Source organism: Brevibacillus sp. AG, assembly GCF_028369215.1.
GTDB classification, from domain to species: Bacteria; Bacillota; Bacilli; order Brevibacillales; family Brevibacillaceae; genus Brevibacillus; species Brevibacillus porteri.
The window spans coordinates 296,900-311,567 of record NZ_JAQMYO010000008.1; the positions used below are offsets into that span (position 1 = coordinate 296,900).

General features: G+C 47.7%; 12 protein-coding genes and 1 riboswitch. Of the genes, 2 read left to right on the forward strand and 10 right to left on the reverse strand.

The window, feature by feature from the left end; translation table 11 throughout:
- Positions 1–16: 16 nt before the first annotated feature.
- The 4 genes from POF51_RS22605 to POF51_RS22620 form a co-directional block, all read right to left on the reverse strand.
- Positions 17–541 (reverse strand): hypothetical protein, encoded by a 525-nt coding sequence (locus POF51_RS22605; RefSeq protein ID WP_174226539.1) that lies wholly within the window; start codon positions 539–541, stop codon positions 17–19.
- A gap of 74 nt (positions 542–615) precedes the next feature.
- Positions 616–1,074 carry a chemotaxis protein CheX gene (locus tag POF51_RS22610; RefSeq protein WP_017251098.1) on the reverse strand — a complete coding sequence of 153 codons (459 nt, stop codon included), beginning with the start codon at positions 1,072–1,074 and terminating at the stop codon, positions 616–618.
- A gap of 177 nt (positions 1,075–1,251) precedes the next feature.
- A complete protein-coding gene (locus POF51_RS22615) occupies positions 1,252–1,650 on the reverse strand; it encodes a hypothetical protein (protein WP_069845532.1) in 399 nt (132 codons plus the stop codon).
- 70 nt (positions 1,651–1,720) lie between these two features.
- Entirely contained in the window at positions 1,721–5,452 is a 3,732-nt protein-coding gene (locus POF51_RS22620) for a S8 family serine peptidase (RefSeq protein WP_106833039.1), read from the reverse strand.
- Positions 5,453–5,641: 189 nt separating this feature from the next.
- Here POF51_RS22620 and POF51_RS22625 point away from each other — a divergent pair, with 189 nt between their 5' ends.
- On the forward strand, positions 5,642–6,082 hold the full coding sequence (locus tag POF51_RS22625) for a MarR family winged helix-turn-helix transcriptional regulator (protein WP_069845534.1): 441 nt from the start codon (positions 5,642–5,644) through the stop codon (positions 6,080–6,082).
- A 602-nt stretch (positions 6,083–6,684) separates the two neighbouring features.
- Here POF51_RS22625 and sdhB read toward each other — a convergent pair.
- Genes sdhB through POF51_RS22640 form a run of 3 tightly spaced genes read right to left on the reverse strand, consistent with a single transcriptional unit; the run spans position 6,685 to position 9,838 of the window.
- Positions 6,685–7,434 (reverse strand): succinate dehydrogenase iron-sulfur subunit, encoded by a 750-nt coding sequence (gene sdhB / locus POF51_RS22630; protein WP_007722466.1) that lies wholly within the window; start codon positions 7,432–7,434, stop codon positions 6,685–6,687.
- An 18-nt stretch (positions 7,435–7,452) separates the two neighbouring features.
- The gene (gene sdhA / locus POF51_RS22635) at positions 7,453–9,207 is read right to left on the reverse strand and encodes a succinate dehydrogenase flavoprotein subunit (protein WP_007722462.1); all 1,755 of its coding nucleotides are present in this window, start codon (positions 9,205–9,207) and stop codon (positions 7,453–7,455) included.
- Between the two features lie 19 nt (positions 9,208–9,226).
- Positions 9,227–9,838 (reverse strand): succinate dehydrogenase cytochrome b558 subunit, encoded by a 612-nt coding sequence (locus tag POF51_RS22640; RefSeq protein WP_007722458.1) that lies wholly within the window; start codon positions 9,836–9,838, stop codon positions 9,227–9,229.
- 429 nt (positions 9,839–10,267) lie between these two features.
- Here POF51_RS22640 and POF51_RS22645 point away from each other — a divergent pair, with 429 nt between their 5' ends.
- On the forward strand, positions 10,268–10,720 hold the full coding sequence (locus tag POF51_RS22645) for a YslB family protein (protein WP_017251094.1): 453 nt from the start codon (positions 10,268–10,270) through the stop codon (positions 10,718–10,720).
- A 49-nt stretch (positions 10,721–10,769) separates the two neighbouring features.
- On the opposite strand, the gene POF51_RS22650 is transcribed toward POF51_RS22645, so the two are convergent.
- From POF51_RS22650 to POF51_RS22660, 3 genes are all read right to left on the reverse strand, one after another.
- The gene (locus POF51_RS22650; protein WP_069845535.1) at positions 10,770–12,011 is read right to left on the reverse strand and encodes an aspartate kinase; all 1,242 of its coding nucleotides are present in this window, start codon (positions 12,009–12,011) and stop codon (positions 10,770–10,772) included.
- A gap of 230 nt (positions 12,012–12,241) precedes the next feature.
- Positions 12,242–12,429: riboswitch (Lysine riboswitch) on the reverse strand.
- A 102-nt stretch (positions 12,430–12,531) separates the two neighbouring features.
- Entirely contained in the window at positions 12,532–14,313 is a 1,782-nt protein-coding gene (gene uvrC / locus POF51_RS22655; RefSeq protein ID WP_069845536.1) for an excinuclease ABC subunit UvrC, read from the reverse strand.
- 38 nt (positions 14,314–14,351) lie between these two features.
- Positions 14,352–14,603 carry a DUF2164 domain-containing protein gene (locus tag POF51_RS22660; RefSeq protein WP_069845537.1) on the reverse strand — a complete coding sequence of 84 codons (252 nt, stop codon included), beginning with the start codon at positions 14,601–14,603 and terminating at the stop codon, positions 14,352–14,354.
- Positions 14,604–14,668: the final 65 nt, after the last annotated feature.

Genomic DNA, 14,668 nt, shown 5'->3' on the forward strand with positions numbered 1-14,668 from the left:
ACGTCTCCTTCTTGGATTAGAAAAATGGTTCATGTTGAAACCTGGCTGCATAGGATTGCCAAGCCAAAAACGATGCGCGATATTCATCCAATGGACCGTTTGCCGTTTCCACAGAAGCTACTCGTTCTGCAATCTTGGTAAACAATTTGCGTAAAGAGTCTTCCGAGGAAGTCCAGAATCGAAACTCCTTCACGTCCTCCTCCATATAGGCGATATATTCGGTTACATACTGAAGAGCGTGCAAAAAAAGGCGACTGCTGCGATACTGTTCTAAAAAATAGACCACTTGAATTTGAACGATATGCTTGTCTTCGTACTGATTTTCACCTGTCCCGTAAATGTACGAAAAAGCACCGATCACTTCATCGTCATCGTTGAAGCAAAGAAATGCTTTCCCCTCCATTAAAACGGGACTCGCCAGAAAACTGAGCGCCACAGGAAAGGAATATGGCATGCGGAGCTGGTCGTAGTTTTCCAATAAAAAGGCCATGTATTTCTCATAATACATCTCAGCTGAACAAATCGAGAAGTAATGATCCATCTCTTTCCATTCCTCCTTTGAATGATGATGTGTAGCTACGTATCCTTCACAAAAAAGACGACCATTAGCCGCCTCTATCTTATCACAATAATTTGAATATCCAGTCTGCCCATGTCATGGAGATCGAGCGGTGCAGTCAATGCTGTCCCTGCCATGCCTTTCAAGTCATGCTGGTGTAAAAATAAGGGCGGGGTAATGTCTACAAGAACACCTCGATTGGACAAAAGCGTACTCGCATTCCCGGAAATCATGTTCCCCAACTCGGAAATGGCGCTTTTTCCGAGCTCATCCATCTCTTGCACGGGATAGCCGCCCATCATGGCCGAGACAATGCGCAAAGCCAATTCCTCTTGCAGACCGAAAAAGACCTCACCTTGTAATTGACCTGTCATTCCGATTCGAATCCATGTATGGCCTTCTACATGGCTCCATTCTCTTTCAGCTAACTCTCCACGCGAAATGTCGACATTGCATACTTGTTGAATCACGGACGAAGCTGATTCAAGAAATGGATCAAGGTACTGGACTATCATCTGCATTCTCTTCCTTTCCCGGGCAATTCACTCTTAGAGGTTGTTCAAAAAGTCGTCTTTTGATCACGTAGTAGTACTGGAAGCCTATTCGACATCGAAAGAGGTGCTGAAAAGACGACTTTTTGACGTACTCGTATAGGACTATCATAATGTCGACTTTTGGCAGATGCAATAGGATTACGAAAACTTCATAGGCATAAGGTCACGAAAACAGGGTGTGCTGGGAAAATAATCCTCTACTTTTGTCTCATGACGAATGGTATAGATGGCCGTGCACGTTCGCAAGTCTAATATTTCTACACCGATCTCATGCTTACTCAATTGCCACATCGGAAGCTGGACGCGATCAAAGGCAAAAACAGTATCTCCAAATGCCAAGCACTCTTGTATACAGCGGACAGCATCGTAATGTTCGTCGGCCTCAAGCAAATGAACGGGCTCCAAACCGAATTGTTCGATCAGATGAATGCGATCCCACAATTGCTCTGCCACACGCTTCCTTCTGGCGGTCCTTCTCGGTGATAGCACAGGGTACTCTCTCGTAACATATTCCCACATGATCCCGTGGTAAAACATCGAATAGAATCCTCCCACAAAAATTTGGCCCGGCAATAGCCTTCTATCTGCTACTGACGGGCCCGCTATCCTATTTTTTCTTTCCGACGACGTTCATCTCCGCTCGGGCTTCCCTACCCAGTGCATCAGTCGCAACAACCGTCAGTTTTTGCTTGCCTTCCTCTACCTCATGAAGCACCAGGCGAAATAGCCCACGATCATTCGCGTTGGTCTGAAAGCTTTTTGATCCATAGTTGATTTGGAGGTTAACAGCACCAGCACCTGTCACCTTCCCTTCGATGGGCAGCGCTTCACCTTCCTGCCCTTCTAGCTGTTTGTTCGGCAGCTGGATCGTCGGAGCTGGCACTGTTCGCGCCTTGTAGGATATACGCTGCTCCCCATTACTTATGACGACCGACCCTGCATTGGCATCGACATACGCATACACCAGCAACATGCTTTGATTGCCTGCACCGTCTTTGCCTTCAAGCAAAATGCGATTCTCTCCCTGCTTCATACTCAAAATTTGCGTCACGTATTTTTGCGCAGGGATTTCCAATTGCTCTTCTTCAAAGTAGGACACGATTTGCCCATTGATGCTTACCTGACCTTTATAGGTTTGATCTCTGTACATGAAGCGGACTGGAACCAGCATGTTCTTGGTTGCTGCATCGAATTGTACGTCTTCACTGCCATCGTTGATCAATTGCAGTGTCGGAGGACTCGTATCGACGATGACCCGTTGCGTGAATTGGCGCTTGTTTCCATACATATCCATTGCACTGTACATCACATAATTGAGACCTTCCGTTAATCGCAGGATGGTTTCAAATGATCCATCCGTCGCCAGCTTTACAGGCGTTTTGTTAATCGACAAGCGGACTCTGTCCATCATATCCTCGCCTGTTACTTTGCCCCTGAAGGCTACATCCGGCTGCTTGGATATTTTCAGATAAGGAAACAAATCATCCGGAAACTCCACAAATGGCGGAGTACTGTCACTTTTCCCGTTAATATGCGCCACGCTGATATTCCCTGCATAATCATACGCGACTACACTCATTTTTTTATCTGGCTGATTAATGAGCGTGCTGGACACTTTTGGAGAATAGGGGCCTCCTACCCTCTTACCGTTTACATAAAGGAAATAGGCTTGGATATCTTTATCGCGGCTGCTCCACTGAACTCGGTTTCCTGACACAGAAGCTGTAATCACAGGAGCTTTTGTATCCACGCGGATGGGGAGTGTCATCGTTTGCCAATTGGCATTGCGGTCGTCTATTTTGGCCTTAATGGAGAATTGGTACTGTCCATCAGGTGCCTGTATATAGGCGCCTTTTTGTGGTGAAAAGATCTTTCCGTCCCAGCTCCACGCTTCCTTTTCTGTATAATAGTATGGCGTCCCCAGCTTGGATTGGTCGTACTTGCTCACCTTTTCATCACGCACAAGAGTGCGAATCGGCTTGCCTGACTGATCTGTTACTTCGACGATAATATGACGGGCATTGCGCAAAAAAGTAATCGAAGGAGCAGCGACATCGTAATGCCCATCCCCGTTTGGCGAAAAGGCAATATGATTGGGATCGATTTTCGCACCGCCATCGGCTTTGACACCTGTAACACCTAGATAATCCCGATAGCGCCATTTGTCATTGCGTTTATCGTGATACCAGCTCGTCTTGACACCTGTTCGTTTTTCCTGACTTTCTGCCTCCCATACGGGCTGATCCATTATCTTTGGTTCATCCCAGTCCCCGTAGAAGCCATAAAACGGTGTGCGCAAAGTAGGCAGCTCTTTATCATCTGGTTGAAAGGAAATAAATCCTTCTGCAAATTGATTGCGTGCGGAGCCTGTCGGAATCGTGAGCGTTACCTTCACTTCCTCTAACTTCCCCGGCGCAACGGTAATCTTAGGAGCGGAAAATTGCAGGTCTGCCCCCTCCAAAAGGGTATCTGTCAGCATGTTGATCCCGTTTTTGCGTAAGTCAGTCATGACACCAAACTCATTTTGTAGCTGATACGTAATTGGCTTTTTGCCAAACTTGTTATTAATAAATAGAGAAAAGGTCGTTGAGTTCCCAATCTCTCCTAACGAGACACCTGCTTTTCCTTTTGCATTCACAACAATGGCTGGCGTCTTGATCGCTTTTGCGATTTGCATCAGGCCTGCCCCTTGAACCCGTGGGCTGTAAGGAACTTTTTTTGCTTTCTCTTTATCCGCTGCGGGTATGCTGATTTGCGGATCGATAATCGGTTCTGCTGTATTCATCGCCGCGGCCTTCAACGTATCGACAAGCGATTTGCCTTGCAGGTTCCGCCCTTGCTTGAGATAACCTTGTTTCAGCAAAGCCATCCCGCCCGCCACATGGGGCGTTGCCATTGACGTACCACTTTTCACGGCATATTCTGACTCTCGCGTGAGTGACAAGATGCCTCCACCTGGAGCAGCAATCTCCGGTTTGAACTGCAAATCGGGTGTTGGTCCCCATGATGAAAAAGCCGAGATCGTTCCTCCATCTGGATAAGGCATTGGATTTTGGCCATATTCACCGTTAAATGAGATCGTCACTTTCTTGCCTTTTTTAATCGCTTGCGCCATTTGCTCGCCCATGTGCTTCAAGACAGAAACAGCCGGGATTTGCTTGGCATGCTCCGCACTGATAATGAGTGGTCCCATTTCATTGTTGTAGATAACAGCACCAACTGCTCCTGCTTCTTTGGCGAGGCGTAGCTTATCGTCGAATGAAATGTCGCCTCGCTCGAGCAATACCACCTTATCTTTTACGGAAACATTGTAGTCTTCCTTCTTCCCTTTCCCCATATAGACAAGCGGATACGGCTTCATCAGTGTCATGACCGGGTTTATCGCACCCCCGCCTTCCACATAGCCCGATAAATACACGACTTTCTCCATACCGGGTACCCCTTGCACCGTAAAGCTATAGCCAGCCAGTGCTGTAGCGTTAACAGAAGCAACCGAAAACGCATCAGGACTCAAGCCTGGAGAACCGATCATGGCGATATCTGGATTCTGTGCTCGTACCTTATCACTGCCGAAATACGCATCATTGCCGGCGGCTGCCACAACTACGATCCCATTATCGACTGCTCGCTTCACAGCCATTTGCTCCACATTTGTTTCATCCACATAGCCCGCTGAGGAACCGAGACTCAGGTTGATGACATCTGCTTTTTTCGTAATGGAATCATTAATCGCAAATAAAATCGATTCACCTAGCCCGGGAACCTCGCTTTGATAATTGGAAAATACTTTTTGGCTAATGAGCTGGGCTTCAGGAGCAACTCCTTTTACTTTTCCGTTCGCCCCAATAATTCCCGCGACATGGATACCATGCTGAGATTCCGATACGTCTTCCGTTGTTTGCGTACGGTCAGCCCAGTTAAAGCCAGGGATCACCTTCTGGGAAGAGCCTGACTTTTGCATGGCTGAACGCTTATCATGTGGGACAGGGAAATCGGGATGGCGCGGATTGACTCCCGTATCGATCACGGAAACGAGCATCCCTTCCCCTTTTACCCCCGCTTCCTCCCAAGCCTTCGTTGCCTCAATCATTTCCAGCGAATCGACAGGCGCAGATTTTAATTGCTCACCTCGCAGTAGCAGTTCTTGTCGTTGCCATTCATCTGCCTTCGTTTTATATTCCTTGTCCTCGTTGCCTGTATGTAATGGCTTGTGCATTTCCGCGAGATCCTGCAAAATCTGCGTACGAATGGTCGCTGTTCCTTCAAACGCTGTTGTGCTGACAGTCGTTGCGGGAAGCAAAGCCAATATCAATCCAATGCTGCATACCTTTTTCTTCATCGTTTGCCCCCTTGCTGGAAGTCATTCCATTATGTTTTCAGTTTTCACTAGGAATCGCTTGGGTATTCCCTTCTTTTCGCGAAGGTTGACAAACGAAGTATTTTCAGCCTATATTTAAGTGCGTTAAATATTACATATCAAATATTCCCGATAACGAAGAAATAGATCAAATAAGGAGACGATACGAGCATGCCCTCCCCCTTAACAGATACGCTTGAGCGCCTGCAGGAGGCGTTTCGTACCATTATGCGCACGATGGGAACGCAATTAGCCGAACCTGTCTCTGGTTTAACTGGCCCGCAATTCTACATTCTTCATCAGTTGGAACAGAAGGAAAAATGCACCGTTGGAGAATTGGCTGAATCAATGGGGGTCAAACCAAGCGCCATCACAGCAATGGTCGACCGTTTGGATAAACACGGTTTCGTCGCCCGTGATCGTGATGAGGAAGATCGCCGAGTGGTTTACATCAGCTTGCGCGACTCTGGCAAAAAAATTCTGCAAGTAGCCAAGCAGAATCGAAGAGAAAAACTAAATAAAATGTTCTCTCACCTCAGCGAAGATGAACTCCAGCAGTTCGTCAGCATCTTTGAAAAGCTGGCGATGGCAGCGGTTATCGAGACGGATTGAATAAACTCATTGTACGTTGCTATTGTGGTGGGGAGAAAACAGGAGAAAACGCTCAGCTTCTTGTCCCACCCGCTGGGGGATTCACTGCCCGACTCCATGCAAAAAGCGAAACCGCGTCCAAAGTAGTCCTTTCAGGATGCTTCTCAGAGGTGGACGCTTAAGAACGTGTTTCGCTTTTTGTATGGAGTCTCGGTCGGTGTACCAAAGATCTTCGCTTTTTTCTCCTGTTTCCTCTACGAACTGTCAGTGTTACCCAAATTTTTAAAGCTTTAAAAGAATGAATAATGTCACCGGTTACGCCAGAGAAGAATATTTCCAGACGTAGCGACTTGTGGAGACCTACCGAGCGGAGAAGGGATTTGCGGGCAAAAGAAACGCAACGTGCCCGTTCTGCGAAGCGGCTAGCACTTTTGCGTTTCCCCGCGAATCCCTTCGGAGCGGACAGTCTCACCCCCCAGCAGGACGGAGCCTGGAGCCTAGCCTGGAAATATTCTTCTCTCCACTACAGCCACATATAAAGTAAGCACTTAAACAAACTTTCCTAAACTGAAAAAAGGCGTGCATTCCGGATCACCGGTGCACGCCTTTTTTATTGCAAACAATTAGGAGAAGAAGAACTTCTTCACTGCATGTTTGGTTGTTTCTTTGTTCATGTGAGCGATCGAAGTTGTGAGCGGAATACCTTTTGGACATGCTTGTACGCAGTTTTGCGAGTTACCGCAATCACCGATACCGCCATCTTCCATCAGGGCTTCCAGACGCTCATGCTTGTTCATCATACCCGTTGGATGCTGGTTGAACAGACGAACCTGCGAAATCGCGAACGGACCGATGAACTCAGCCTTCGCATTCACGTTCGGGCAAGCTTCCAAGCAAACACCGCACGTCATGCACTTCGAAAGCTCGTACGCCCATTGACGCTCAACTTCTGGCATGCGAGGACCTGGTCCCAGATCATGCGTACCATCGATTGGAACCCACGCTTTTACGCGTTTCAGCGCATCGAACATGCGGCTGCGGTCAATCGACAAGTCACGTTGTACAGGGAAGGTGCTCATTGGCTCAAGACGAATCGGCTGTTCCAGCTTATCTACCAGTGCCGAGCAAGCTTGGCGCGGTCTTCCGTTAATAACCATCGAGCACGCACCGCATACTTCTTCCAAGCAGTTCGATTCCCAGTTTACTGGAGACGTTTTTTGACCTTGTGCGTTGAGTGGATTACGTTGAATCTCCATCAAAGCACTGATCACGTTCATACCAGGACGGTAAGGAATCTTGAACTCTTCCTTGTACGGAGTGCTGTCAGGGCTATCTTGACGAGTGATAATCAAATGAATCAATTTTTCTGCCATGATCAGTTTCCTCCTCTCTTATTTCTTGTCAGACGTATAGTCACGCTTACGTGGTGCGATCAGGGATACGTCGATGTCTTCATAGTAGATTTCAGGCGCAGTCGTTTCAGCATTGTACTTCGCCATTGTCGTCTTCATGAAGTTCTCGTCATCACGCTCTGGGAAATCAGGCTTGTAGTGAGCACCACGGCTCTCGTCGCGCTTGAGCGCACCGATCGTGATCGCACGGGACAGTGCGAGCATGTTCCACAGATGACGGGTAAACGCCGCACCGGAGTTGCTCCATTTATTCGTATCGTTGATGTTGATTTTCTTGTAGCGTTCCATCAGTTCAACGATCTTATCATCCGTTTTTTGCAGACGGTCGTTGTAACGTACTACCGTTACGTTGTCAGTCATCCACTCACCCAGTTCCTTGTGGATTAGGTAAGCATTTTCTGTTCCGTCCATTTTCAGGATGCTGTCGTATTTCGCTTGCTCTTGGCTAGCAAAACCGTCGAAGAGCGTGGAAGACAGATCATCAGAGGATTTGTTCAAGCCTTTGATGTACTCGATTGCTTTTGGACCTGCTACCATACCGCCATAGATAGCGGACAGGAGGGAGTTCGCACCCAAACGGTTTGCACCGTGCTGAGAGTAATCGCACTCACCTGCTGCAAACAGACCAGGGATATTGGTCATTTGATTGTAGTCTACCCACATACCGCCCATGGAGTAGTGAACCGCAGGGAAAATCTTCATTGGAACTTTACGTGGGTCATCCCCAACGAATTTTTCGTAAATCTCGATAATACCGCCCAATTTTACATCCAGTTCTTTTGGATCTTTGTGGGACAGGTCGAGGTATACCATGTTTTCGCCGTTGATACCCAGCTTCATATCTACGCAAACGGAGAAGATTTCGCGAGTCGCGATGTCACGCGGAACCAGGTTTCCGTATGCAGGGTATTTATCTTCCAGGAAGTACCAAGGCTTACCGTCTCTGTACGTCCATACACGGCCACCCTCACCACGAGCAGACTCGGACATCAGACGCAGCTTGTCGTCGCCAGGGATTGCAGTTGGGTGAATTTGGATCATCTCACCATTGGAGTAGATAACCCCTTGTTGATACGCCGCAGAAGCTGCTGTACCTGTATTGATAATCGAGTTCGTCGATTTACCGAAGATGATACCAGGTCCGCCTGTTGCCAAAATAACGGCATCCGCACGGAAGGATTGAATTTCACCGGAACGCATGTTTTGCGCAGTAATCCCGCGACAGGTTCCTGTATCGTCCAAAACGGCTCCGAGGAAATCCCAATATTCGTACTTGGTTACCAGACCTTCAGCTTCATAACGGCGTACTTGTTCGTCCAATGCGTACAAGAGCTGTTGTCCAGTTGTCGCACCCGCAAAAGCGGTACGGTGATGTTTGGTTCCCCCGAAACGACGGAAGTCCAACAAACCTTCTGGCGTACGGTTAAACATAACGCCCATACGGTCCAACATATAGATAATGCCAGGTGCTGCATCGCACATTGCTTTAACTGGCGGTTGGTTTGCCAAGAAGTCTCCGCCATATACTGTATCGTCGAAGTGCTCCCATGTGGAGTCGCCTTCCCCTTTGGTATTTACCGCACCGTTAATACCGCCCTGCGCACAGACAGAGTGGGAACGTTTTACCGGAACCAGGGAGAACAGCTGAACAGGAACGCCTTTTTCTGCTGCTTTGATGGTAGCCATCAAGCCGGCCAAACCTCCACCGACAATGATCAGTTTACCTTTTGCCATGAGTTTAGTCCCCCTATCCCTACAAAATGAAAGCCGACATCGCACGCAAGCCGATGAAGGTTACAATTACGAATACGCCCAAAGTCAGGAATGTTGCAATGCGTTGGGAACGCGGCCCAACTGTAATTCCCCAGTGAACCAGGAACGACCACAGTCCGTTGGAGAAGTGGAAAGTCGTGCTAATAATCCCGATTGTGTAGAATACGATCATTGCAGGACTGCTCAAAATGTTTGCCATCATGTCATAATCCACGTGTGCACCCAGTGCTTTTTGGATACGAGTTTCCCAAACGTGCCAAACAATAAAAATGAGGGTAATGACTCCTGTAACGCGTTGCCACAAGAACATTTGGTTTCGGAAGTAACCGAAGTTCCCTACGTTATGCTTCGCTTGGAACGCGATGTAGAGACCGTAAACAGCGTGAAACAGGATCGGGAGGTAGATCAAGGCAAATTCAAGTACTAACAGAAATGGAAGGCTTTCAATGAAGCCTACGGCCTGGTTGAAAGCTTCAGGCCCACGAGTCGCTTGATAGTTGGCTGTCAAGTGGAACACGAGGAAGAGCCCGATCGGAAACAAACCAAGAAGTGAGTGTAGCTTGTGACTGAGAAAGCTATGGCCTTTCGCCATACAATGGTCCCCCTTTCAATGTATGTAACTCTCAATTCTGTGAAAAACGTCAAGCGTCACCGCAAGCAGTCCAAAACGGTTTTCGGCCGTTTTGATAGACCTTTCCCCAATATCCTAACCCATTGCCTCACCCATTAGACATAGCAAAACCGCCACGATCATTTTATGAAGAGCGTCTTGACGCTGTTCATAAAAAGACTGCGTTCGCTAGATCACATGAATTTGTCGGAATGTGTCAAAATTCGAGAAAAAGTTGGGCAAAACTTTGACCAAATCCAATTGTACTCTTGTCGACACATAGCGTCAAGACAATCAATGTACTAAATACATTGATAGAATAACTTTGTTTAGTCCAGCTATTTTTTCTATTAAGATGTCATGAATGCGAGTCCCTCCTCATAATCTAGTACAGACAGGAGGGAAGCACATATGAAAGAGAAGGATCAGCTTGCAGCACTGTTGCCGCCAGAGACCATTCCCTATGCGGAAAGAATGAATATGCCCTATCTTGGCTATCATCTTCTACGCGAAACGCTGACTAGCACCCTGCTAGGCGATAGTGAAAACCATATTCTCTATTGGATTGGAAAAAACATGGGCCGCCAAATCCCCATTCAATCTGCAACAGGCCCGATTATGCCTTTTATTCGACTCGGATTAGGCCAGCTCGACGTCGTGGAGGAGTCTGGGCAAACTATCGTCTATTCGCTTACTCATTCCATTTTTAGCTACCAGTCTATCGAAAGACTAGGATGCAGTCTTTCTTTTGAGGCTGGGATCATTGCTGGTATGATTGAGCAATGGAAAGAAAGAGAAGCGTTCAGCAAAATCGAAATGGAAAGCTCCTCTGACATACGTATATCTGTACAAGTGGCGTCATGAAGAAAATGCCCCCTCTACCTATAACAAAGGGAGAGGGAGCATCCATGTTTTATACTCCGTGCACGACCGCGGTTTCCTCGACATCCAGACCATATGCCGAATGAAGACTGCGAACAGCCAGCTCCGTCAAGGCTGCTGGAATGACGCAAGAAACCTTGATATCAGACGTAGATACCATTTTAATAGAAATTTCTTTTTCTGCCAGGACACGGAACATTTCGGCAGCTACCCCTGGATTATTGATCATGCCTGAGCCAACAATCGATACCTTGGTCAAGCCTTCCTCGAAATCGACTTTTTCAAAGCCAAGCTCGTTTTTGTTTCTGTCCAGCGTATCCAGTGCTTTTTTCAGGTCATCCGCTGCAACTGTAAAAGAAATATTCGTAACAGACGCATCATAAGAGCTTTGGATAATGATATCAACGTTCACCTGATTGTCCGCCAGCGTATTGAACAGACGGGAGAGCGTCCCGACCTTGGCAGGCATGCCGACAACCGTGATTTTGGCTACATCTTCATCGTGTGCAACTCCACTTACTACTCTTCCTGTTTCCATGTTGGCAACCTCCTCAACGTACGTACCATCTTCGGCAGTAAAGCTGGAGCGGACGACCAGCCTTACCTTGTATTTTTTCGCAGCCTCTACTGACCTTGGATGAAGAACCCCTGCACCGAGGTTCGCCAACTCCAGCATCTCATCATACGAGATCGTATCCAGCTTGCTCGCAGCTGGAACCACTCGCGGATCAGCTGTATACACCCCGGACACGTCTGTAAAGATTTCGCATTTCTCAGCGTTCAAGCTCGCTGCGAGTGTAACCGCAGATGTATCCGATCCACCGCGGCCGAGCGTCGTAATTTCACCTTCGTCACTGATCCCTTGGAATCCTGCCACGATCACCACACGACCACGGCCGAGCTCGGATTGAATCCGCTCTGGATCAATCTGCTTGATCCGTGCTCTTCCGTGAATCGCCTCCGTGGTGATTCCAGCCTGCCAGCCCGTAAGAGAAATGGCGTCGTAGCCTTTTGTATGCAAGGCCATCGACAAAAGCGCGATCGATACCTGCTCCCCCGTGGTCAGCAGCATATCCATTTCACGCTCGGATGGGTATGCGCTAATCTGCTTGGCCATATCTACCAACACGTCAGTAGATTTGCCCATTGCAGAAACAACGACTACCACATCATGCCCTTCCTCTTTGTAGCTGACAATTCGATCCGCAACTCGTAAAATTCGCTCAATGGTACCTACAGAGGTGCCTCCGTATTTCTGCACGATCAACCCCATGCGGCTTCTCTCCCTTTTTCTCATATCCAATGTTTGTATTTATCTCGTATCGTATGGTTTTTCACTATTCTCTCTATAAGGAAAAGTCTTGCATTTTATTTTACAAAAAAGGCACCGACAAGGAATAAGACCTGCCGCTGCCTACTGTTTCGACATACCGGTTCCTCCCTCCCAATACACGCGGACAACGAAGATTGACAGTCATCACCATCAAAACTCACATTGACACACCGTGAGATAGCTCTCCATCTGACAATTGGTCATTGTGCAGATGACAGTCCTGCATTTGTTCAACGCAGACCCAGCATGGAGAAAAGCGGGTTTCCCTCCACACTTCGGCGAATTCCCCTTTCCCGTCCCCTTCACAGATTCCCGATCTCAGGGTGGTACTCTTGGTTTTCGCGCCTCTACCTCACTCCATAATGGAAGTGAGGCTAACTATTCTGTTTGAATCGGATTATATCATGAGTCTAAAAATGGATCAATTCCTTTTTAGAGGTTGTTCAAAAAGTTACATGTGCTATGTGTCCAGCTTGCGTAGATGCCCGATGATTTCTTTTGCCAGCTTGTCACCGATCCCTAATTGGCGGAAGTCTTCAACGGTCGCCTCTCGCATTTTTTTCAACGAGCCAAAATGAGAGAACAACAGCTTGCGTCGCTTCTCACCGATACCGGGGATCTCATCTAACTGCGAGGAGAGCATCGTTTTTGTCCGGGATTGTCTGTGGAATGTAATAACAAAACGGTGGACTTCATCTTGGATGCGCTGCAACAAATAAAACTCATAGCTATCACGTCTAAGATTCACAGGCTCTGGCGGATCTCCGTACATGAGCTGAGCGGTGCGGTGCTTCTCGTCCTTCGCAAGTCCACAGACGGGAATATAGAGACCCAGCTCGTTTTCCAGCACGTCCATAGCCGCACTGATTTGGCCTTTTCCACCATCGATCACAATCAGGTCAGGCATCGGCTGGTTTTCTTTCAGAAGGCGAGAGTAGCGACGGCGAACTACTTCGCGCATGGAGCCGTAATCATCTGGCCCCTCGACGGTTTTGATCTTGAATTTACGGTATTCCTTTTTGTCAGGGCGACCATCTGTAAACACAATCATCGCAGATACAGGCTCTGTTCCCTGAATGTTGGAGTTGTCAAACGCTTCAATTCGATGAGGAACCGGAATCCCTAAAATGTGACCAAGATTGTGTACCGCTTGGACTGTACGAGCATCGTCCTTGGACATCAGCGCGAACTTCTCCTGCAAAGCAATACGGGCGTTCTCGGAAGCCATCTTCACTAGTTCATGCTTTTTGCCTCTTTTCGGAGCATGGACTTTGATGCCCAGCCACTCACCCAAAAGCTCCGGTTCACTCTCTTGCGGGAGCAAAATTTCTTTTGGTAGCGCATTTTGTTTATCGTAATAGAACTGGCTCACATAAGACATAAAGTCCTCGGTTTCGCTTCCATAGTATGGAAAGGAAGTCGTCTGACGCTCGATCATCTTCCCTTTTCGCATGTAGAACACCTGAATGCACATCCAGCCTTTTTCCACAGCAAATCCGATAATGTCGCGGTCTACCGTATCCGTGAACGTGATCTTCTGCTTCTCCATCACCGCTTCGATGCTCTTGATCTGATCGCGATATTCCTTGGCTCGTTCAAACTCCATGTTTTCTGCGGCTTGCAGCATTTTTTCCGTGAGAGTTTGCTTCATTTCCTCGTGGCCACCATCGAGGAACCGGCTGATTTCATCCACCAAACGCTGATTTTCCTCTGCCGATACCTCGTACACACAGGGCGCTAAACATTGTCCCAAATGGTAGTAAAGACAAACCTGCTTGGGCATATTGCGGCATTTGCGCAACGGATAGAGGCGATCCAGCAGCTTCTTCACCTCGGAGGCATCTCCGGCATTCGGATACGGACCGAAATACTTGGCTTTATCTTTTAATACCTTACGGGTAATCTCCAGACGTGGCTGCGCCTCATTCGTAATTTTGATGTACGGATACGTCTTGTCGTCGCGGAGCATGACATTGTAACGCGGGTCGTGCTCCTTGATCAGGTTGCACTCGAGGATGAGCGCCTCAATCGCGGAGGATACCACAATGTACTCAAAGTCCACGATTTCACTGACCAACAGCTGCGTCTTCCCGTTATGACTGCCTGTAAAATAAGAGCGGACGCGGTTTTTCAGTACCTTGGCTTTTCCTACGTAAATGATTTCCCCGCTCGCATTTTTCATCAGGTAGCAGCCTGGCTTATCTGGCAGGACGGCCAGCTTATCTTTTAAGGAGCTGTTCATGGCTGCTCCCTCCTCTTTGCTCTATATCTGCCATGCATCTATTTGTTCTTGTGAATTGGTTTTTCCAATACATACAGTTCATCTTCTAAGGAACTCATCCGTTCCATCAGCAGCTTGCGGCTGTCTTGCACCCCTTGATTGTAATAGAAGGGGCCGAGCTCTTTTGAGAAAAAGGCAATCAACTCTTCCGTCTCCAAATTGCCGAGTGTCTCCGACCGTTCTTCTTTAAAATAGCGTTGTACTTGATGAACAACATATTCCATTTGCTCTCTCGACAATTTGGCTGGCATCGTATCCGGCTTCCTTCCCTTTTCATAAGAGAATATACGTTCTATCCTTTATAGTACCATGGAAT